Consider the following 19,879-nt stretch of genomic DNA (forward strand, 5'->3'; position numbering starts at 1 on the left):
CTTCATTCGCTCTTCTTTGAGAGAGACCGCCGTGGCTTTCGTGAACGGGGTTTTATCTCCAGTTCATCGAAATCCACCACTTCTTTGCCCCGCAGGCGTTCCACAATCTTGCGAGCGATGAGCTCCATGTGGGCATTGTATTTCACAAAATCTAAGTCATCCGAGGGAACCGTTAACACCGGGCACAGGGAGAAGCGTTCGATCCACTCTTCGTACAGATTATTGAGTTGTTCCAAATAGGCAGGGGATACGTCACGCTCGAAGTCACGTCCTCGCTGGCGGATACGCTTGAGCAGGGTGGGGACCGAGGCCCGGAGGTAAATCACTAGGTCAGGAGGGGGCAGAAATTGGGTCAGAACCTCATATAATTCACGGTAACTGCGGTGATCGCGTTCGGTCATAAGGCCCTGGCGATAAAGGTTTTCGGCGAATATCTCGGCATCTTCGTAGACGCTGCGGTCCTGCACCACCGTGTTGGGATGGTCGAGAATCTGGCGATGATGGCGCAAGCGGCGGGTGAGGAAAAAGATTTGGGAATGGAAACTCCATGTTCTCATGTCCTTGTAAAAATCGGCCAGGTAGGGGTTATCATCCACCGCCTCATAGAAGGGTTCCCAGCCCAATTTCCGGCTGAGTAGTTCTGTCAACGTGGATTTGCCCACGCCGATATTGCCTGCCACAGCAATGAACTTCTTAACCATGGCTTCACTCCTCTCCGTGCTCTCCTTCGCAACGGCTGCGCATCTTTTCCAGATAAGCATCTTCCAGATCCACACCTACCTGATTCGCCAGGCGAATCAGGTAGGCCAGACTCTCCGCCAGTCTCTGGCGCAAGCCCGGCAAGTTTTGACGCAAAGCCTCTTCACGCGCCTCCTCTTGATTGCCCAGTTGTTGCTGCAATGCCTCTTGGGTAGCCCACGTCCTTTTGAGCAGACTTGCCAACTCCCCGATCTCCTCCTGAAGACCAATAAAATCGAAGTAGAGGTCGGTATAGAAGCCCCTCTCTTCACCCAAGGCGCGGTGCAACCTCTGGAAATCGCCCAGCCTTCGTCGTGAAGTTTGCAGGATAACCTCCGGCTGCTCCACTGATATCGTTCCAAGAGGCAACGGGCGTTGATGGGTGCCCTGCCCCAAGGCCGTGCGGATGCGAGCAACCACACTGGCCAAATCATCCGGGTTCCGCACCCAATCGAGTTCATTAGTGTCTATGGGAAGGACCGGGGTCTGGCGATACTCCGCGAAGAAATTTTCATAAGCCCGGCGTAGGTCGTCAATGTACTGGCGTGACATCGCCCGCTCATAGGGGCGGTCGCGCACAGCAATACGCTCCAAGAGCACATCGGTGTCAGCACGGAGGTAGACAACTAGATCGGGCAGTGGAATATTCTCGGCTAGTTCTTGATGTAGCCGTTCGTAGACATCCAATTCATCGCCTTTTAAATTCAGGTGAGCGAAGAGGCGATCTTTGGCAAACATATAATCGCTGATCAGAGTGGAGCGCCCCACCAAGGGCAAAACTGCGCGGTGTTGTTGGCGATACCGGGAGAGGAGGAAGAATATCTGCGTCTGGAAGGCGTATTTCTCACGGTCGGCGTAGAAATCGCTCAGGAAAGGATTTTGTTCAAACACTTCGAGAAGCAGTTGAGCCCGGAAATCATCTTTCATCAGGCGAGCCAAGGTGGTCTTGCCCACCCCGATTGGGCCCTCAATAGCAATATAGGGGTTGTCCGCCATACACTCATTCTCCCTTACAGACGGCTTCGCCCACCTCAGAGCATGCAGTTTTTCGGAACTCTGCATATGGATGGGCTAAGCCGAAGACTATCCTCCCCCGTGTTTGACAAATCCGTTATAGCCCAGACCTTTCCGGGCTCGATCGTTATGAAACAGCACCATCTTGCCTCCAAAGGTCCCTATCCTTGTGTTCCCTCGCTTTTGGAAGTGTCCTTTGGTTTCCGTGGAAGAGTCTCTGTGCACCGGCAAGCCCTATTCCACGATCAGGCTCACGTCCGACACCAGACTTTCATAACTCCACCCCGAAGCGTACACTCGTAACGAAACGATTTTGTATGGTACGATGGGCAAGTGGCCAATCAGGTTACCAGAATCGAAGGGGTACCACATTGCTTGAGGGATCTGCAAGCCATTCTGTGTGGGGTTCCCTGCCAGATTCTGGTAATAGAATCCCTGTACCCAATGCGTCTCGCTGCCGTACACATCCCGGTAAGTCATACGAATCATGAGCGGGTACTCCGAACTCTGGTAGCCGCCTCCCGATAGACTCTGGTAAACCAGTTTCACGTTAGCGCGGATAATGAGGGTAGTAGGCGGATCGGGAAAGTCGCGATCAATCGTCTGCTCAATGATGGTCTCGCAGTGGTTGTACTCTCCACCGGTGCGGTAGAAGCGTACGGCGCGAAATCCTCCATCGGTGACCATAGTAACCGTGCCGTCCACGTTACCGCCGTCGCCACCTTGATCGTTGAAAGCACGCCAGCCAGTGCTGAGCGGTTGGCTGAAGTCCCCGTTAATCAAAATATCCCGTGCCGCAGGCAAGGGCACAGTTGGAGCCTCACCAGCGCGTACAGATGTGCGCTCCCGCTGTGACAAGTACACTGTCTCCTCTGCGGAGCGCACGCCTGGGTTGGTGGAGGTAACTGTGGCCTCTCCGCGATGGGCCACGACCTCGGTGCGCTCGTTGGTTACGTCAATGGTGTAACTGCCATTTGGCGCTAGAGATGACACTGCTTGAAGGGAATGGACCTCATAGTGGGTCGGTCGCTCCAGTGCCAACACCGTGACCATGCGCATACGCCCGCCTCGCATTTCAATGCTGATCTCGCTCGGTTTTCTGCTCAGGCTGAAACGCGGGGAACGCATCCGGCTCAATTCTACTTGACTAGGGTTGAACAACCGGATGAAGGACTGGTCAAAAAACGTGACAATAGCCTGGGCCTTTTCGTCCACGATGATGGTACTGCCCTCGGGTACCGAGATGCTATTACCTGCCATAACAGGTTTGGCCGGACCGCCTCGCGGGTCCTCCACCACAACCGTCCCTTCCAAGGACTCCACTAGGGCCTCGCGCGCAACAGTGGCGTTAATCAGATACGAACGCACACCCCATGGCACCGCTATTACCAGGAAGCAGAACACGGCAAAACTGACCAAGAGGACGGCCCAGGCCAATCGTTCGGGGTTGCGTCGCATTAGTAGCGCACCTCGAACCCGCGGAATTCACCGCTTGCTTTGTCCCAGGTAACGTCTACCCTCTCCACATGTGCCCCAGGCGGTCCTTGCCGTAAGTAGGCCAAGAATCTTTCTAAGGTTGCTTCTGGTCCTTCGGCTACTACCTCGACCGTGCCATCCCACTGGTTGCGCACATAGCCGCGTAAGCCCAGCATGTGAGCACGTTGGTAGGTGGAGTACCGGAAACCTACGCCTTGCACCCAGCCGTGCACTACGGCGTGGAAACGTCGCTCTTCGCTGGAATTTGAGGACCCATCTTCAGGCATCGCCACCACTTCCTCAACCCAGAAGTTGTTCTACGTAGTCACCACATTACGAAAAGACGCGAGGCTCGGTGATCATCGAGCCGTGTGAGCCCAGCATCCAGGGCCAATCGAACAGCCTGCTGGTACTCGGCATCCGTGATGCGGCGACGAAGTGCCGGTTCTTTCGCGGCCTGATAGCAAGGGCGATATTGAGCCATCACGTTGAGATACGTGTTCCGCGAGATCTCCTTGGCCAGGAAGCGCACGATGCCCGGCGTCCCCGCCAACCCTTCAGGCAACACAAGATGGCGCACCAACAGGCCTCGCTGGGCTACGCCGCGTTCGTCTATCACCAAATCACCAACCTGACGGTGCATCTCTTTCACTGCAGCGCGATTGACCGCAGGATAGTCCTTGATTTTCGACAGCCGCAAGGCTATGTCGGGATCATCGTATTTCATGTCGGGCATGTAGATATCCACTACGCCATCGAGTAGGGCCAAAGTGGACAAAGCATCATAGCCCCCCGTATTGTAGACCAGGGGCAGCCGTAAGCCCCGTTCTGCTGCGATCAGTAACCCGGCCAGGATCTGCGGCACCACATGGGTCGGTGAGACCAAATTGATGTTATGACACCCCATCTCTTGGAGACGCAGCATCATCGCAGCCAGTTCCTCGGGTTCGACTGGTTCACCATGTCCCTCCTGACTGATATCGCTGTTTTGACAATAAATGCAGCGGAGGTTGCACCAAGTGAAGAAAATGGTGCCCGAGCCGCCCCACCCGACGAGAGGCGCTTCTTCGCCGAAATGGGGGCCGTAACTGGATACGACAGCCCGCTCACCAGTGCGACAGGCTGCGCCCTTCGTGCCGGCGCGACGGTTGGCCCCACAGGAACGCGGGCAAATATCGCAGGCCTCCAATCGCTGATAAGCCTGTGCCACGCGCCGACGCAATTCACCGGTTCGCAAAAGATTCAAGTAGGCAGGTTCAAATAGTGAGGACACCCTTTCCCTCACTGAAGAAGACACAGACGCTCCTTCCTCAAGCTCCCGAAGACGGCTGCTGACCCGCAATTGGACTACCACTCCTCGTCCCAATACTCATCCTCGTCTGTTTCCTCCGATTCGTTCTCTTCCGCCTCCTGACTCCCATAGACAAGCAGATCGAAAGGTTCACTACCCAGCGTCAGTTCGGCCAGGGCTTCCTCGGCCGCTTCACGCAGTGCCTCATCTGCTCCTTGGCAACAACGTTCCAGTGCCCTCTGCGCTCGGTTCCCCCCAATCTGTCCGAGTGCCCATATGGCTGCCTCACGCACCTCCGGATCAGGATCCTCAATCAGCCGTATCAGTACTGTTACCGCAGCTTTCGCCTGTAATTCTCCGGCTGCGCGCGCTGCCTCGTAGCGCATAGCAGGGCTCTCGGAGTCTAATTCATTCAGGATGATCTCGGTCCAGTATGGATCAGCAGTGCGACCCATAGCAAATACCGCGCTGAGGCGCATCTGTTCGCTGGTATGGGCGTAAGCCTCGGCGATCACTTCCCGAACCCCCTCTTCGCACAGATAAGCGATGGATTCGATGGCGCGACGGCGAACCTCCAGAGTCTCGTTGGGTGAACGCACCACTTGCCACAGAGCCTCACGGGCTATCCTGGCGTACCGCTCGTCTAAGTCCCCCATTTCGGCCATCAGGACAAAACGAGCCAGCGATATAGCGGCAGCGGCTCGTACCATCTCTGCAGGATCATGTAACATCGCGCTGGCAAGGGGCTGCACCAGTGTGAAGTCCTCATCTTCCCACAGCCCTTCGATGGAAAGAGCACGGACCTCTGCATCCTCATCCTGCATAGTCGCCCGCAGCAGTACACGATAATCCAACTCGTAGTTCCTCTCCGCCGCTTCTGCGAGGAGCCGCACTATTTGACGCCGTCGCTCCAAAGCGATACTCGGCCAGCGTTGCACAAAGAGGTCTCTGTTATTGCGACTGAGGTCTGACAGCGCGTATAGATCTCCTGTTGCCAGGGGTGCGTTGACATCAGCGAGAACTAATAGTGTTTTCTCAAAATCCGAGACCATATTTACTCTCTACACAAGGGCCTGAAAAATGCAGCGATCGCAGGGTGCTTTTCAAATTCCTTTTGACCAGAGATCACCTCTACTGCCAAACGAAGCTACGTATCTCACTCGGCGGGCTAATGGGTACTCCCTCGCGCTCGCCATCGGCCCGTGTGCCTGTCTGGCGCATTACAATAACGCTCCACTCGAAACGGCGTTCGGTCTGTCCTGCCTGGTAATATAGCTCTCGCCATACCCGCCAGGACGTTTCTTTGATCCACGTACCTGAGTAACGAGGCTCGCCTCCCGCCGTGAAACGAATATTGACACTATACCACTCATCGTCAGCCAGTGTGCCAACCGGCTGCCACGCCAGGATAATGGTCGCCCCACTGCCATCGAACTGTTGGCCATCCGCTGGACTTAGGAGCGTTGGCGCGACGAAGGATAGAGTAGGAGTAGATGTAGCCTGTGGACGAACCGTAGCAGTCGGCGGAGCGGGCGTGGATGTCTCAGTAGGTGGCAAGGGCGTCGGTGTAGGCGTACGGGTACGGGTTCGCGTTGGTGTGGCAGTTGGCGTATCTGTGAATGTAGGCAATGGCGCGGAAGTGGGTGTGGATAGGAAAGCGAAGGAAGGTAGATGTACCTCTGAGAACAGCGCTCGGAATCTATCCCGGGCCACATTGCGACCCACGTACCACCCCACCAACAAAATCAGTGCTATGGCCATACCGCGCAGCCTATTGCGAATGCCAGGACGCAGCGGTGCCCCACAGTTTGAGCAAGCAAACAACCCCGCTGGCACAACCGCATGACAGTGGCTGCACTCGATCCTTCGTTGTGCACGGGTATTTATATTGGCCCCACATTCCGGGCAGATATACAGGCCCGATGGGACTTTGCTACCGCAATTTGGACAACGCATTGGTCTCTCAGGGCAAGGGCGACCCGCCCTGCAAGAAACGCATCACATCGAAATAGGAGATCAGTAGCATAAGCGCTACCAGTGCTAACAGGCCTATGAAGTGTACGAAACCTTCTTTTTCTGGCGCGATGCGCTTGCCGCCGCGCAATCCCTCAACGATAATAAACAACACCCGTCCGCCGTCCAACCCAGGAATAGGCAGCAGATTGAAGACGAAAAAGTTGACGCTCAAAAAGGCAGCAAACCGAATCAGGCTGATGATTCCAGAACGGGCTACAATACCGGTCATCTGCATGATACCCACCGGCCCCGCAAAGTCCTGTGGGCTCACCTGTCCCTGAAACAGATATTCAAACGTCGTGGCAATTAGTCCCACCATAGATCCAACGTCCGCGAATCCTTTCGATATCGCCGTCCAAATCGGTTGGCGACGCGGCTCGAACACGTAATCCTTCATGCCAAGGCTCACTCCAAGCGCCCCTTGACCTGGCGGAGGGTTCACTCTCGGCGTGACACGCACGATCAGCGTCTCTGTACCCCGCTCGATGGTCAAAGAGATCTCTTGCCCAGCCAATTCCTTGATACGATTTACCATGTCCACATACGTATGGAAAGGTGTACCTTCCACCGCCACGATCACATCATCAGGACGCAAGCCAGCGGCCTCGGCTGGCGACGCTGGTGCTACTTCGTGAATCACTACTTTGCCAACTGCTACCGGTTCGCCAATTAGATAGACTGAAGTCGCTAATAAGATTGCAAGCAGCAGGTTCATAAGTGGGCCCGCGGAGAGAGTAAGCAATCGGGTAGTGAGACTCTGGCGGGCAAAACTGTCGGGTGCGGAAGGATCTTCTTCTCCCAACATCCGCACGAACCCGCCCAACGGCAACGCATTCAGCGTGTACCTCGTTCCATCGCGCACGGCAATGGTCGCCAGGCGCGGCGGGAATCCTAAGCCAAATTCCTCCACTCTAATACCAGCACGTTTGGCAGCGATAAAATGCCCAGTCTCGTGAGCCAATACCAGCACACTAAAGACAACCACAAACGATGCTATCGTGAATAGCATTGATCGTCCCCTTCCCGTTTGGAGCACAATCGCCGGGACACATTCCTCCGGCGATTCATATTTTACATTAATTGCTGATATTAGGACAAGTCGCGATGGTGGGTACGCATTGGGATCTGGGCGGGCCTGGGCATGCCGAGGACTCCGAGGTGACTGCGAGCGCGCTGATTAAATTCCAAGTGGCTAGGGGTGGATGACCGTGCCACGCACTGGCTCGCCCAGCAATGCAGCGCGCACGCGCCCCGGATGTATCCCTGATAGGAGAGCAACGCGCAGATCCCCCAGTTCCCGCACTAAAGCCAACATTAGCATCACCTTCGATGCCATGCCGCCAGTTACATCCACGCCGTGCGAGCCCGAAAGCACTTGGATGACTTGAGCGGCGTTGGCTCTCGAAATCTCTGGTATCGGTTGTGCGCGGGGGTCTTTGTTGGGATCAGAGGTGAACACACCATTCACCTCTCCGGCCAAAATAATGCGTGAGGGATGCAATGCTCGTGCCAAATAGGCGAAGATCATCTCTGTGGAGATAATAGTGGTGCCCCACTCGGTGTCAAGCGCCACGTCGCCGTATACCAGCGGCACCAGTCCGTGCCTCAACAGTTCTTCCACAGGCCACTCGGCCATACTTACCAACCGTCCAGCCGTTGCTTGTGCTGAGGCCGATGGCTGAACTGAGACGACTGGGACACCCTCCGTCAAGAAAATGCCAGCCACGAGTCGGTTCAAATGGTTGGCCATAGCAGAGGTTTCCGCGTAACCCATCCAATTCGTAACACCTGTCTGCACGTGATACTTGTGGGCCACAATGTGGCCGAAGGAGCCAGCGCCATGCCCCAGCACCAACTGCAAATCAGGCCGGTTTTTCAGGGCCTCGCGTACCTCTCGCGCAAGCCGACGAGTGAGGCGACGGCGAAAAACTCCCGGCCGCCGCTTATCAGTGATAAGAGATCCGCCCAGTTTCAGAAAAACCAACTCAGTCAATGATCACCGTTTCTCCGTCTATTGTCACCCTGTCGCCGGTAACGATTTGTGAAATGTCCACTTGATCTACCATCGGGATGCCAGCAATAATCGCACCGACAGCAACGATGGGCTCGCTCTCGCTATTGATGATGGCGGCCGGGGCCACCCCATTGCGGGCTAGTCGGTAGATAATGTACGAGCCCACGGTGCTGCCTTTCCCAGAGGGAAAGACGAGTATACGCCCAGCGATGCTCTGGCCCTCCAGATCATGCCCAACTTCGATCACACAGGCCGTCTCTGGGTCCACGCCACCCAGAAAACTTATGGGTTCGCGACTCACCAACGCCAGGCCGGATGCCCGACCGGCCTTAATCACACGTCCCTTCAAGCGTCGTTCCACAGTGCTCATGACTTCTACCTTCGCCGATAGAGTGCAACCGCCAACGGGACACTATGGTCGCAGGAAATGGATGCCGACCGATGTGGCAGTGTGCTTGTCCTTCCCGTCACGGCCTTCGACCGGTCCCTCTCCATTGGCCAGTCAGCGCTGCGGCGATGCACCTCTCGAGCGGCCCGAAACGCACGTTTAAACCCAGCTGGCTCGGCGCGTAAAACGCAGTTTTCGCTGAGTTCGTGGCTAGACTTTGGAACCCCAATTCGGCCACTGGTGCAACGATAGGGCAAGTGTCTGCGACCACTTTCCCTCCTGCGTTCTCGATAGTGGCAACATAGCCACGCTGCTGGGCTTCCTCTTTCGTCTCGCGGGCAGTTGTTATCCACAGAGTTGCCCGTACGCGTTGACCAGTCAACGAGTCTGCGATGCGATGGAGAGTAGCAAGTGTGGCATGTGGACAGCCTATGTGCACGAAATCAATCTGGTCCAGGGGCCCATTCAACGCCGCGTAGCCCTCAGACAAACTACTCACCCGGACAACTCGGGCGTCAGAGCGGATGATTTCCGGCTGTGCTTCCGGGGTGACACCTTCCACGTGGTAGAGAGCCACGGCCCCGCTCGCAGCCATTGCTGCACCTAACGCCATCAGCCTATCCAACCCGCTTTCTTCTCCGGCCACAAGCGCATCAATCGCCCGGACTGGGTCGCCTGCCAAATCGCTCACATCGGGCACGTTTAAGTCCCGGAAATATGGCACCCCTGCGCCCACCAGCCGACCCACCAAATAACCCAGCGCACCGAAATCCGCTTCGGATTCCACGGCGCAGTCAACTTCGATGACGTAATCCGCCTGGCGATTCCTCTCGAGATGATAACCATAGCGTGCTGTCCGACCAGTAATGGCTGCTGCCAATGCGCTCGGACCACCTTCACGGTTGGTACGGGCACCCAAAACGCTGTTGGCAAAACAGACCGCGGAAGACTCGCTCCAAGCCACATGCGCGCCTGGTTTGGGCACATTCCCAACCAGATAGGGCGTACAGGTACAAGTACATCGCACACCCATAGTCGAAAAAGTTTCGATAACGGCGATCTGCTTTTCAGCAAAATCTTTGGAGAAACCCAACGTTTCCCAATCGCTCAGGTCCATACCCGCTGGGTTTAGCGTAGCGGGGACATGAACTCTTGCCCCCTCCGCAGCCCACTGGCGCAAGAATTCCAACCCAGCATCTCCCAGGTTCTTATAACTCACCCCAGAGATCTGGGCACTCTCGATGGGCACCAAGCCTTCCGCGCCGTATATTTTCCCCAGGGCCAGCACGATTTCCAGTGCCCGCTGAACTGCGGGCCCCTCTGCACCGGAGAGCATAGCCTGTTCTTCAGGATTTAGTCGTACGTCGCGCATTTCAGAGGTACTTCGCCAGATCTACTGGCGGATAGCGAACTTTCTTAAAACGTGCTCGTTCTTTGTCCGAGAGACGCCGACCTGCTGCATCTGTCCAAGGTATAGTCGCGTCCAGACCCATTTTGCTGGTGCGTGATTTTTCCCCTGCCACATGTGTTGCCGAAGGGTCGAGTGAACTGCCAGGTTGGTTGTCGAGTACCAGCAAATCGCGGTCGGCTTGGAAACGCACCGAGAGCGCCCATTCCACATCTGCCGGGTCATGGATGTTCACATCCTCATCCACTACTATCACGTGTTTGAGTGATGGGTGGCCACGGAAAGCGGCCTCAATGGCCCGCCGCCCATCTTCTGGCCCATGAGAACGGATTTGCACGACGGCGTGCAGCCATGAGCCGCCCCCAGGCGTCAAAAGCACATCTACGACATCGCAAACCTTGCTAACTTCCTGGAAAATAGTGGGTTCACGAGGCATGCCCATCAGTAATTTGTGTTCCTCGCCACCAGGCAATAGGGCTTGATAAATGGGAGCCCGCCGATGGGTAATGCAGGTCACTTCGAAGATAGGCTGTTGTCGCACAATGTCCCGTGTCAATGTCAGGTCGAAAAATGGACCTTCATCGGCCATTTCGCGGGTCAGGCGGCCCTCAAGCACGAACTCTGCATCGGCAGGCACTTCCAAATCCACTTTCTGACATTTCACCAAGGGCGTGGGTTCTAACGCGTTTGCGATGCCTAATTCATCTACGCCGGGGGCAGGCGACATCGCGGCTGCCAGCAAGACCGCCGTGCTGTTCCCAATGCAGAAGGCGATCTCAATCTCACCACCCGCTGCACGGAGTGCCGAGTCTGTGCCGCGTCCCTCGACAATCCGTGCTGCGAAACGCCTCTCATCCAAGCGAAGGAGTCGGTGATAGCTCATGTTGCGCCCCAGGGTGGGATGTTTCACAATAGCAACTCCCGCTGTGACATAGGGGCCCGGATCATCGGCAAAATGGGTCAGGATGGGCAACCGAGTCAAATCCACTTCGTGTTCGATTATCTCTTGGCAGGGACCTGAGGGGATGATTTCAGGCTCGATGGTATTGCACAGCGCGTTCTGCATGATCCGTGGCAATTGCTCTGGCGACACGCCCAACCCCAGGGCAAAGAACTCGCGACGGGCACAAAGCCCTGCCACCACCGGGTAGTCAAAGCCTGCCACGTGCTCAAAGAGCACTGGCCGATTGTGCAAAGCATTGATAACCTGTGCCATTTCGACGTACGGGTCCACTGGTACACCGATCCGGACCAATAGGCCCTGTTTCTCCATTTCAGTCAATAATGTTCGCAGGTTCATCTTTTTCGTTTTTCTTGCGCATTACGCGTATCACATCAAAGTCACGCACTACCACGGTGTCTGGGAAGATGGCGCGAGCCTCTTCCTCAACCGCACGGCTTGAGTATCGCCGTGAGAGATGCGTCAGATAAAGGCGCCCCACCTCCGCCTTACGAGCCAATGTTGCAGCCTCGGCTGCCGTCAGGTGAGCGAATTTGGCGGCCATCTCAGCCTCTTCACGCAGATAGGTAGCCTCAATGACCAAAGCGTCAACCCCTCGCACCACAGGGACCAGATCATCCACCCGTCCAGCATCGCCCACCCAAGCCAATCGCACTCCAGGGACTTCCGGCCCCAATACCTGATCTGGTGTGATCGTTCGGCCATCAGGCAGAACAACATTCTCGCCCGCTACCAATCTTCTGCGCTCTGGGCCTGGAGGCACACCCAAGCGTTCGGCCTCCTCGGCCAAGAAGGGGCGATGGCCCTCTTCTTCAAATAGGTAACCGAAACACCCTGGCCCACGGTGGCTCACCGGGAAGGCATAGATGCTCAGCCGCCCGCTGTTCCAGATGAGGCCCGGCTTGACCTCCACGTATTTGATATCTAACTCCACTTCACCGCCACGTAATACCACAGCCATAAGGTCGCGAACGCGTTCCAAAGCCCAGGTTCCGCCATAGATAGTCAGTTCCGTGATCGCCTCCCACCGAGCGAAAGTGGATACCAATCCTCCCAGCCCCAAGATATGATCGAGGTGACCGTGGGTCAAGAGCACCTTGTCAAGCCTTTTGAAACCGAGACCACTGCGCAGTAATTGGCGTTGCGTACCCTCACCACAATCTATCAGGAAGCGTTGGTCTTGATAGATCACCACGGCTGCTGATAACCCGCGCTCTACAGACGGTGCAGAGGCCGATGTCCCTAGGAAGATGATTTCAATCATGTGTGCCCCTTTGTATCAGTTGTGTCAATTCCTCCACGGTCAGATGCGCTCGTACTGGGTCTGGGTGGGCCTGACACCAGCTTTCGATCTCTCGCCGGAAGCGTAGTAAGCCGAGGATATCGGTTGGATAGAGACGCGGGTTAATGCCCAGCCAGTTTACCTTATGGTTCGACAAGGTGGTCTGCCATTCGGCCATAGGCACAGTATCAAACGCGGGTGCGAAGTTGGGTAGCGGAGCAAAGAGCACCGGCATCTCCGTCGGTATTTCCGGTAACATGCGGCGTAGGAAATCCAGGCTGTCCCTGCAATTGAATGGTAGCCACAATGGCAATAGACGGCTGATTCGGCTGGCCACTGGGTTCACTAGAGTGAAACAATCAAAGAAGACACCTCGTGGCTGGCGACCCTCTTTCTCGCTCAATTTGCGATGGGCGCGATAGGCGAGTACAGAGAAAGCCTCAGGAGTGTTGCCCTCTAACGCCAGGAATTGGTAACCGTTTTGACGAGCGAATGCCTCACACGCCGCCCGAAACTCCGGTAGCGTCCCCCACTCCGACTCGGGCTCAACCGAGAGCGGCAGATCCAATCGCCACCCACCAACGAATGGCGAACCCTCTGCCCGCTGCATAGCCTCGATCTCCGGTGTGCCGGTCATAAATTGCTCATCTGAGACACCGCCGAGTCCGCCCACTTGGAACGTATGTCGTTCAGCCACGCGATATTGCCGCCACAGATAGCGGCAATCAATGAAGATGATGGTGCCACCGGGCTGCAGTCGGATGCGAATGAAATCGCGGTAGGCCTGGGGTAGGGCCAATAACTTCATGCGGATGTGGTTAACGTATTTGACCAGAAAACGATCGTGCAACGGGTCATAATGATTCACGACCGCTAGATCGGGGTTATTCGCCAAGATGGGTTGGGCCAACGCATCGCCATGGGCTTTGTAGGTAGCAATATCATCCGGGTGGGCAGGGTCTCGGTAACTGGTTAGAAAATGCTCGGACAGGAAAGGCACCCCCAGTGCCGTTGCCAGATGGGCTACGCCGCCATTAGGCGCACCCAGGATAACCGCTGAATAGGGTCCTTTGCAATCGTGATACAACGAAACCGCATACTGGGCCAGGTTCTCCGTCCGGACTGCATGGGCGAATCGTGGATTGATACCAGAGGTAGCGACAACGCGTTCCACAGCCCAAGTAATCGCACGCGGACCGAGTAGCGAGATGAACCTCGCCGCCAACTCGGCCAGCGGCCCCCTGTCCTGTGAGGCAAAAAACTCGCCACGCAATGCAGCCGCCACAGAGCGCATAGCAATGGCTGAAGAATCGGTGTTTTCAATGTAAGCAGGCATGGGCTATTCCGTCGCAAAAGCAACCGCTACTGCTAAATGGTGTCCTGGTTTGACACCCTGGTTAGAACGACCCCCGTTCTCGTTACTTTCTCCCGTCTTCAGGTGCCTGATCACTCCCCCTTCATGAATTCCCGCCACTCTCCGTGCACACCCTCCTCCGTGACGCCATAGTAAACATGCAGAGTGCCATTGGCACCGCGTTGCACGAAATCATAACGTGTCCGTCCGGCGCGACGATACGATTTCCAGAGCCCGATGTCACCCCGCCAGGTAACCTTGTCCTCCGTTACGGGGTTCGTTTCTTTTTCTACAATAGCATATTGCCACAGTTTCCGTGCTGAGGTACGGGTTACATCGCGGACCACATTGCCGTTTCGGAGGTCTTTCATGGTATGGTACAGCGTACCCTCCCGCTCCACCGTCTCGATGATCTCCACGCCAGTCTTGGGCGGCTCGATGCGGTGTGCCACCTCATGTGCTTCGACTGCCTCTGGTGGGGCTATCTGAGGACCCAAAGCCTCTTTCACCAATTGCACAATCTCATCGCGCACAGCCTCGCTGGTCTCCGACTCCTGACGGATGTAGATGCGGGTTCCTTCCAAAGCGTAGGGCGGGTCATCTCCCTCAGGCACGTTTAGGCGGATGATGTTACGGCCCCGGCTCTTCAGTACATCCGCATCGACCTCAAGTGGTGGGGTGATGGCGCGCTTGATTTCGGTGAGTAACGTGGCGATTGCCTGTTCAGGCGCATCTACACCCTTGGGTGGAGTCTTTAGGTTCGGTCCTACGCCGACAAAAATCGTGCCGCCCTTTGTATTCGCAAAAGCCACTACATCACATAGGATAGCGCGCAGATGACCACCTTTTCTTTCCATGGAGTCGTGAAAAGATTGGACAATGTTGGGCCCTTGGGCACGGGCAGCCTCAACATAATCAAACGGGGCTTGGGCACGACGGTAAGGTCGCGTGCGAGTGAAATCATCGCCTAAGAAAACGGCTTTGATGGCTTCGAAAGTGGGTTCGGGCAGCAAGATCTCCGTAGCCCGGTCACCGATGCCAAGTTTGTTCCGATCCAGCGGGTCGGCACGTAAGCGATGAGCATCCGAGCCTTGGATACAATGCATCCGGCGAGGATACTCGGGTTTGGAGCCGTTATAGAAGGCAGCGATAGTGCGTCGTCCTTTTGTTTCCAAATCAGTGGTCTCTAAGGCGTGCAAGTGGGGGTCCTGAGTGTAGGCAATTTTCGTCTGGCCGCCGTAGCCGAAGCCGCGCATCGCAACGCCATGGGCAGAATTGACGTGGGCAGCGATAACGAGACCTCCCGCCGCGTCTACCACCCGATATGCGGTGAGCACGTCTGTAGTAGCACCCACTTCTGTAGAGCCCTCATCGAGTTTGTCCGGTGGCACACGCAACTCCAGGAGAAGGTGCTCTAACAGACGCACAGGTGTCTTTTCCGAGAAAATACCGAGAATGTGAAAACCCAAGGTGGCCGTGAATTCAAATCCGGGCAGTACCAGGATTTTCCTCAAGAGCCGCCGGTATTCTTCCAACATCTCCTTCTCAGAGGGATTCAGGCGCCCCAGGCGCTCGAGCAACTCGAGTGCCTCGATCTGGCGTTGCATGCTGGCATAGCCCGCCACCGAATTGTGATCAGTGAAGGCGATGATATCCAGTTCCTGCTCCTCTGCCACCTCCAGCATTTGCAAGTAAGTAACATCTGGCTCCTCGTATTCACGAGACGCGGCGGTGTGTAGATGCAGATCAACACGGTACCATCGCATTGCTTTACTAGGTTTGTCTTTTGGCACTTTTTGACCTGCTCGCTCTCTTGCTTTGTGCTTTTGGGCCCGTGCCATCCGTCAGCGCGGCCGCTAGCACCTCATCCACTGTGTCTACGAGCACAAAGTTCATTTCTTTGCGGATATCTTCGGGCAATTCCTCCAGATCGGGCGCGTTACGTTTTGGCAAGATAACCGTGGTTAACCCTGCTCGCCTGGCGGCCAATACCTTCTCTTTCACACCGCCAACTGGCAACACCTGCCCGCGCAAGGTAATTTCACCGGTCATCCCTACATCCGAGCGCACAGGCCGGTTACTCAGGAGAGAAACCAATGCGGTGGCCATTGTGACGCCTGCTGATGGACCGTCTTTGGGAATGGCCCCTGCTGGGATGTGCAGGTGGAGATCGTTGTGCTCAAAAAAGGTCTTATCAATGCCCAGCGTTTCTGCCTTGGAGCGCACGTAACTTAGGGCTGCTTCAGCGGACTCTTTCATCACGTCGCCCAGTTGCCCGGTGATGGTAAACGCCTTCTTTCCGGGCATCTTGGTGGCTTCGACGAAAAGGATGTCTCCGCCAGTCTCAGTCCAGGCCAATCCAGTGGCCACGCCCGGTATCTCCGTGCGTTCAGCTGCCTCGAAGAAAAAGCGCGGCCGACCCAGATATTCTGCGACCAATTCTGGGGTGACGATTACCTTCTCTTGTATCTCACCTGCTGCGATTTTGGTGGCCACTTTGCGACAGATAGCACCGATCTGCCGTTCCAAGTTGCGCACACCGGCCTCTCGAGTGTAGTCGCGGATGATCTTGCGCAGGGCCTCGACGGTGAATTCAATCTCGCTCTCTTTCAGCACGTTCTCCTTGCGCTGGCGGGGGATGAGGTAGCCCTGGGCGATTTTAATCTTCTCTTCCTCGGTATACCCGGAGAGTTGCAGGATCTCCATCCGATCTCGCAACGCAGGTGGGATAGGGTCGAGCAGGTTCGCCGTGCAGATAAACATCACCTCCGAGAGATCGAATGGCACGTCTAGATAATGATCGCGGAACTCGCGGTTCTGCTCCGGGTCTAACACTTCCAGCAGAGCAGACGACGGGTCACCTCGCCAGTCTGTGCCGATTTTGTCCACTTCGTCCAACATGAAGACAGGATTTTTGGATTCCACGCGCTTGAGAGCCTGGATGATGCGGCCTGGCATAGCACCGATATAAGTGCGTCGGTGACCACGGATCTCGGCCTCGTCTCGCATCCCACCCAACGACTGGCGCACGAACTTGCGCCCCAGCGCCCTGGCGATGGACAGGCCCAGCGAAGTCTTACCGGTGCCAGGCGGCCCCACAAAGCATAAGATTACACCCTCGCGCTGCCGGCGGATGTAGTCCTCGCGCACGTCCTCCTCCACCGTCTCCCCTTCGACAGCGAGGCGCTCTTTCTTGAGTTTGCGCACAGCCAGGTATTCCAAAATGCGGTCTTTGATTTTCTCGAGGTTGTAGTGATCCTCGTCGAGCACCTGACGTGCCCGGTTGATATCCAGGTTATCCGGCGTGGATTTGTTCCAGGGCAGACTCACCAACCAGTCCAAATAAGTCTTGATCACGGAGTATTCGGCCGCGGCGGGCGGCATTTTGGATAGCCGGTCTAATTCGCGCCGTGCCTCCTTATCCGCCTCAGGAGGCATGCCCGCTTCCTCTATGCGCCGGCGTAGTTCGTTTATTTCCGCCTGCTGCTCATCAGCCTCCCCCAGCTCCTTCTGAATGGCTTTCATCTGCTCGCGCAGGATGTACTCGCGTTGAGCTTTTTCCAACTCCGATTGGGCTCGTTCCTGGATTTTTTTACCGAGTTCCAACACCTCCAACTCGCGGTTCATCACGCCGGTCAATTTTTCCAATTTGGCTTTAACGCTATCCATTTCGAGTATTTGCTGGGCATCGTTCATTTCCATGCGCACGTAGGAGGCCAACAAATAGACGAGTTGCCGCGGATCCGTGATGCTCAACGTAGCCATAGTTAATTCTTCAGGCATATAAGGCATGAGTTGAGCCATGCGTCGGAACAGTTCTACTGCATTGCGCATAAGGGCTTCGACTTCGACGCCCTCTTCCGCGCGGTCTGGAATGACCTCGATACGCGCCTTGAAGTAAGGCTCGGACTGGACAAATTCCGTAAGGCGAATCCGTTCGATGCCCTGGATAAACAAGCGGATAGTTCCATCGGGCGCTTTGGCATAGCGATTGATGACCGCGACGGAGCCCACGTGGTACATATCATCTGGGCCCGGTTCCTCTTTGTTGGGATCCTTGAGGGCCACTAATCCTACCAATCGGTCTCCAACCACTACGTCGTCCACCAGACGTACTGAACGAGGCTGCCCAACGATGAGGGGCAGCAAAATGGGTATTGGATACACAACGGTATTCTTTAAAGGCAGAATAGGCAAAACGGACGGGATACTAGGTATCTCGCTCGTGCCTTCCGGCGCTGAAGATTTCACCTGTTCCTGTGGGTTATCGCTTAATGCGAACAACTTCATACCAGGAACCTCCATAGCAAAGTTTTTGTCAGTATGGGCTTGTCACCCGTTTTCCTTGAGGTGAGACTCATTCCCCCTGGTCCCCCAGTGTAATGGGCACCTTTGTGGGGCGCCTCTGCTTGGGGATGGCGATGGTCAGGAAGCCATTATCGTAGGTGGCGACGGCATCTTCCGGCTCTTGGTCCCAGGGCAGATACACCTCAATATGAAACGGACCGTATGGTATCTCCATTCGCTGATATGTGAGTTTAGCCTCAGGGTCCTCTCGGTAGCCCTCAACCGTAAGCACGCGCTTGTCCAACGAGATGGCGAAATCCTCCTCATGCATACCAGCCACTTCGATGCGGACCATCAGATGACTATCGGTCTCGTAAACATCCGTAGGAGGATGCCAGATACGCGGTCTCCGTCTCGAGCGCCACTCATGAGGCGTACTAAACCCAAATGTCCAGCGGATGACTGAGAATTCATCCTCGCTCTGAAGCAATAATTTTTCCGTCTCCATCTTTGTCTGCGCACCCCTTTGTTCACGACTCAATAATATTGTAGCACAAGTATGCATCTCCCTCAAACCACCAGGCACTACTTGTATTAGAATTTTATTAGTTTCTCCAGTGCGAAAAGAGTAAATAGGGTAGGTTCGAGAAGTTTGACAGGCCTCATCTTTGAGGATAATATAGCTATACTTTCCCCAAAGGGGTGTGGCGCGAACTAGTGTCTAGGAGAACAAAAGACCAGCAAAGCCTGATATCCAACAATTTGGGACAACAACTCCTTTACCGATTGGTCGTGATCGTTGCTTCTATCGCTCGCTCTCTTCCACCTTCGTTCTGCTATGCGGTGGCTACGCTTTTGGCAGATGCTGCTTTCGCGATATGGCATTCTAAAAGAGTCATTACGATTGAAAACATGCGTCACGTCTTGGGCGCCGATGCATCCGAAGAGAAGGTTCGGCGCACCGCGCGCAGAGCCTATCGCAACTATACCCGCCTGATCGCCGACATGTTGCTTATGCCCGGCATGAGCAGCGAAGACCTAGAAGCGAGACTGAAAACCAATGCCTGGGAGATAGTCGAGAGCGCACTGGCGAGCGGCAAGGGTGTTCTTTTGGTCAGCGGCCATTTTGGACACCCTATGATAGCAGGGCTTCTCCTGGCCAGTCGGGGCTATAAGGTCAACGTCATTGCAGAGATGCACAGTATCCTCGGCATCAATGCCGTCGTTCGAAGATACCATGCCAACTGGGGGCTGTGCCCCATTCCGATGGAATATGGCCTGAAACAGGTATATAGGGCATTGCGAAACAACGAACTGGTTGCCGTTATCATCGATCGACCTGTTCTCGATGAACCCAACGGCGTGCCGATAATGCTGTTTGGCCAGCAAACCTACTGGCCTGCCGGGTGTGCTACGCTCTCCCTCCGCACGGGTGCGAAGATCCTGGTAGGCTATGTGGCGCGGGAGCCGGATGATGCTTTTCAGTGCACCGTACGATTGCTTGATAGGCCATCAACAACAGGCAATCCAGAGACTGATGTACAGGCGATCACCCAAGAAATTGCCAATATCCTGGAAGAAGGCATCCGTCGCTACCCTGATCAATGGTTTATGTTCCGCCGCACTTGGCACGGCGGGTGAGGTGCAGTA

At 55.6% G+C, this 19,879-nt stretch carries 18 protein-coding genes; 1 reads left to right on the forward strand and 17 read right to left on the reverse strand.

Annotation, left to right across the window (positions count from 1 at the left end; genetic code table 11):
• Window positions 1–2: 2 nt before the first annotated feature.
• From H5T64_06205 to H5T64_06285, 17 genes are all read right to left on the reverse strand, one after another.
• Window positions 3–701 (reverse strand): deoxynucleoside kinase, encoded by a 699-nt coding sequence (locus H5T64_06205; protein MBC7263940.1) that lies wholly within the window; start codon window positions 699–701, stop codon window positions 3–5.
• A gap of 4 nt (window positions 702–705) precedes the next feature.
• On the reverse strand, window positions 706–1,734 hold the full coding sequence (locus H5T64_06210) for a deoxynucleoside kinase (protein ID MBC7263941.1): 1,029 nt from the start codon (window positions 1,732–1,734) through the stop codon (window positions 706–708).
• Between the two features lie 252 nt (window positions 1,735–1,986).
• Window positions 1,987–3,210 carry a hypothetical protein gene (locus H5T64_06215; GenBank protein MBC7263942.1) on the reverse strand — a complete coding sequence of 408 codons (1,224 nt, stop codon included), beginning with the start codon at window positions 3,208–3,210 and terminating at the stop codon, window positions 1,987–1,989.
• Window positions 3,210–3,515 (reverse strand): acylphosphatase, encoded by a 306-nt coding sequence (locus H5T64_06220; protein MBC7263943.1) that lies wholly within the window; start codon window positions 3,513–3,515, stop codon window positions 3,210–3,212. The genes H5T64_06215 and H5T64_06220 overlap by 1 nt, the downstream gene beginning before the upstream one ends.
• A gap of 38 nt (window positions 3,516–3,553) precedes the next feature.
• Complete coding sequence (locus H5T64_06225; GenBank protein MBC7263944.1) at window positions 3,554–4,501, reverse strand: radical SAM protein; 948 nt, start codon at window positions 4,499–4,501, stop codon at window positions 3,554–3,556.
• Between the two features lie 74 nt (window positions 4,502–4,575).
• Window positions 4,576–5,571: a HEAT repeat domain-containing protein gene (locus H5T64_06230; protein MBC7263945.1), complete on the reverse strand. Its 996-nt coding sequence runs from the start codon at window positions 5,569–5,571 to the stop codon at window positions 4,576–4,578.
• Window positions 5,572–5,650: 79 nt separating this feature from the next.
• On the reverse strand, window positions 5,651–6,475 hold the full coding sequence (locus tag H5T64_06235) for a zinc ribbon domain-containing protein (GenBank protein ID MBC7263946.1): 825 nt from the start codon (window positions 6,473–6,475) through the stop codon (window positions 5,651–5,653).
• Between the two features lie 7 nt (window positions 6,476–6,482).
• Window positions 6,483–7,544, reverse strand: coding sequence for an RIP metalloprotease RseP (gene rseP / locus H5T64_06240; GenBank protein ID MBC7263947.1), 1,062 nt, complete (start codon window positions 7,542–7,544; stop codon window positions 6,483–6,485).
• A gap of 183 nt (window positions 7,545–7,727) precedes the next feature.
• Window positions 7,728–8,528 (reverse strand): isopentenyl phosphate kinase family protein, encoded by an 801-nt coding sequence (locus H5T64_06245; protein ID MBC7263948.1) that lies wholly within the window; start codon window positions 8,526–8,528, stop codon window positions 7,728–7,730.
• Complete coding sequence (locus tag H5T64_06250) at window positions 8,521–8,919, reverse strand: DUF126 domain-containing protein (protein MBC7263949.1); 399 nt, start codon at window positions 8,917–8,919, stop codon at window positions 8,521–8,523. The genes H5T64_06245 and H5T64_06250 overlap by 8 nt, the downstream gene beginning before the upstream one ends.
• Window positions 8,920–9,016: 97 nt before the next feature.
• Window positions 9,017–10,309, reverse strand: a complete 1,293-nt coding sequence (locus H5T64_06255) for an aconitase X catalytic domain-containing protein (protein MBC7263950.1) — start codon at window positions 10,307–10,309, stop codon at window positions 9,017–9,019.
• Between the two features lies 1 nt (window position 10,310).
• On the reverse strand, window positions 10,311–11,645 hold the full coding sequence (locus H5T64_06260; protein MBC7263951.1) for a UbiD family decarboxylase: 1,335 nt from the start codon (window positions 11,643–11,645) through the stop codon (window positions 10,311–10,313).
• Window positions 11,620–12,570, reverse strand: a complete 951-nt coding sequence (locus tag H5T64_06265) for a ribonuclease Z (protein ID MBC7263952.1) — start codon at window positions 12,568–12,570, stop codon at window positions 11,620–11,622. The genes H5T64_06260 and H5T64_06265 overlap by 26 nt, the downstream gene beginning before the upstream one ends.
• Window positions 12,563–13,924 (reverse strand): hypothetical protein, encoded by a 1,362-nt coding sequence (locus H5T64_06270; GenBank protein MBC7263953.1) that lies wholly within the window; start codon window positions 13,922–13,924, stop codon window positions 12,563–12,565. Before H5T64_06270 ends, H5T64_06265 begins: the two co-directional genes overlap by 8 nt.
• 110 nt (window positions 13,925–14,034) lie before the next feature.
• Window positions 14,035–15,708 (reverse strand): putative DNA binding domain-containing protein, encoded by a 1,674-nt coding sequence (locus H5T64_06275; protein MBC7263954.1) that lies wholly within the window; start codon window positions 15,706–15,708, stop codon window positions 14,035–14,037.
• A gap of 7 nt (window positions 15,709–15,715) precedes the next feature.
• Window positions 15,716–18,232 carry an endopeptidase La gene (gene lon / locus H5T64_06280; GenBank protein ID MBC7263955.1) on the reverse strand — a complete coding sequence of 839 codons (2,517 nt, stop codon included), beginning with the start codon at window positions 18,230–18,232 and terminating at the stop codon, window positions 15,716–15,718.
• A gap of 67 nt (window positions 18,233–18,299) precedes the next feature.
• Window positions 18,300–18,737, reverse strand: a complete 438-nt coding sequence (locus H5T64_06285) for an Hsp20/alpha crystallin family protein (GenBank protein ID MBC7263956.1) — start codon at window positions 18,735–18,737, stop codon at window positions 18,300–18,302.
• 209 nt (window positions 18,738–18,946) lie between these two features.
• Here H5T64_06285 and H5T64_06290 point away from each other — a divergent pair, with 209 nt between their 5' ends.
• Window positions 18,947–19,870, forward strand: coding sequence for a lysophospholipid acyltransferase family protein (locus tag H5T64_06290; GenBank protein MBC7263957.1), 924 nt, complete (start codon window positions 18,947–18,949; stop codon window positions 19,868–19,870).
• Window positions 19,871–19,879 lie beyond the last annotated feature (9 nt).

The sequence above is a fragment of the Chloroflexota bacterium genome, assembly GCA_014360825.1.
Taxonomy (GTDB): Bacteria; Chloroflexota; Anaerolineae; order UBA2200; family JACIWT01; genus JACIWT01.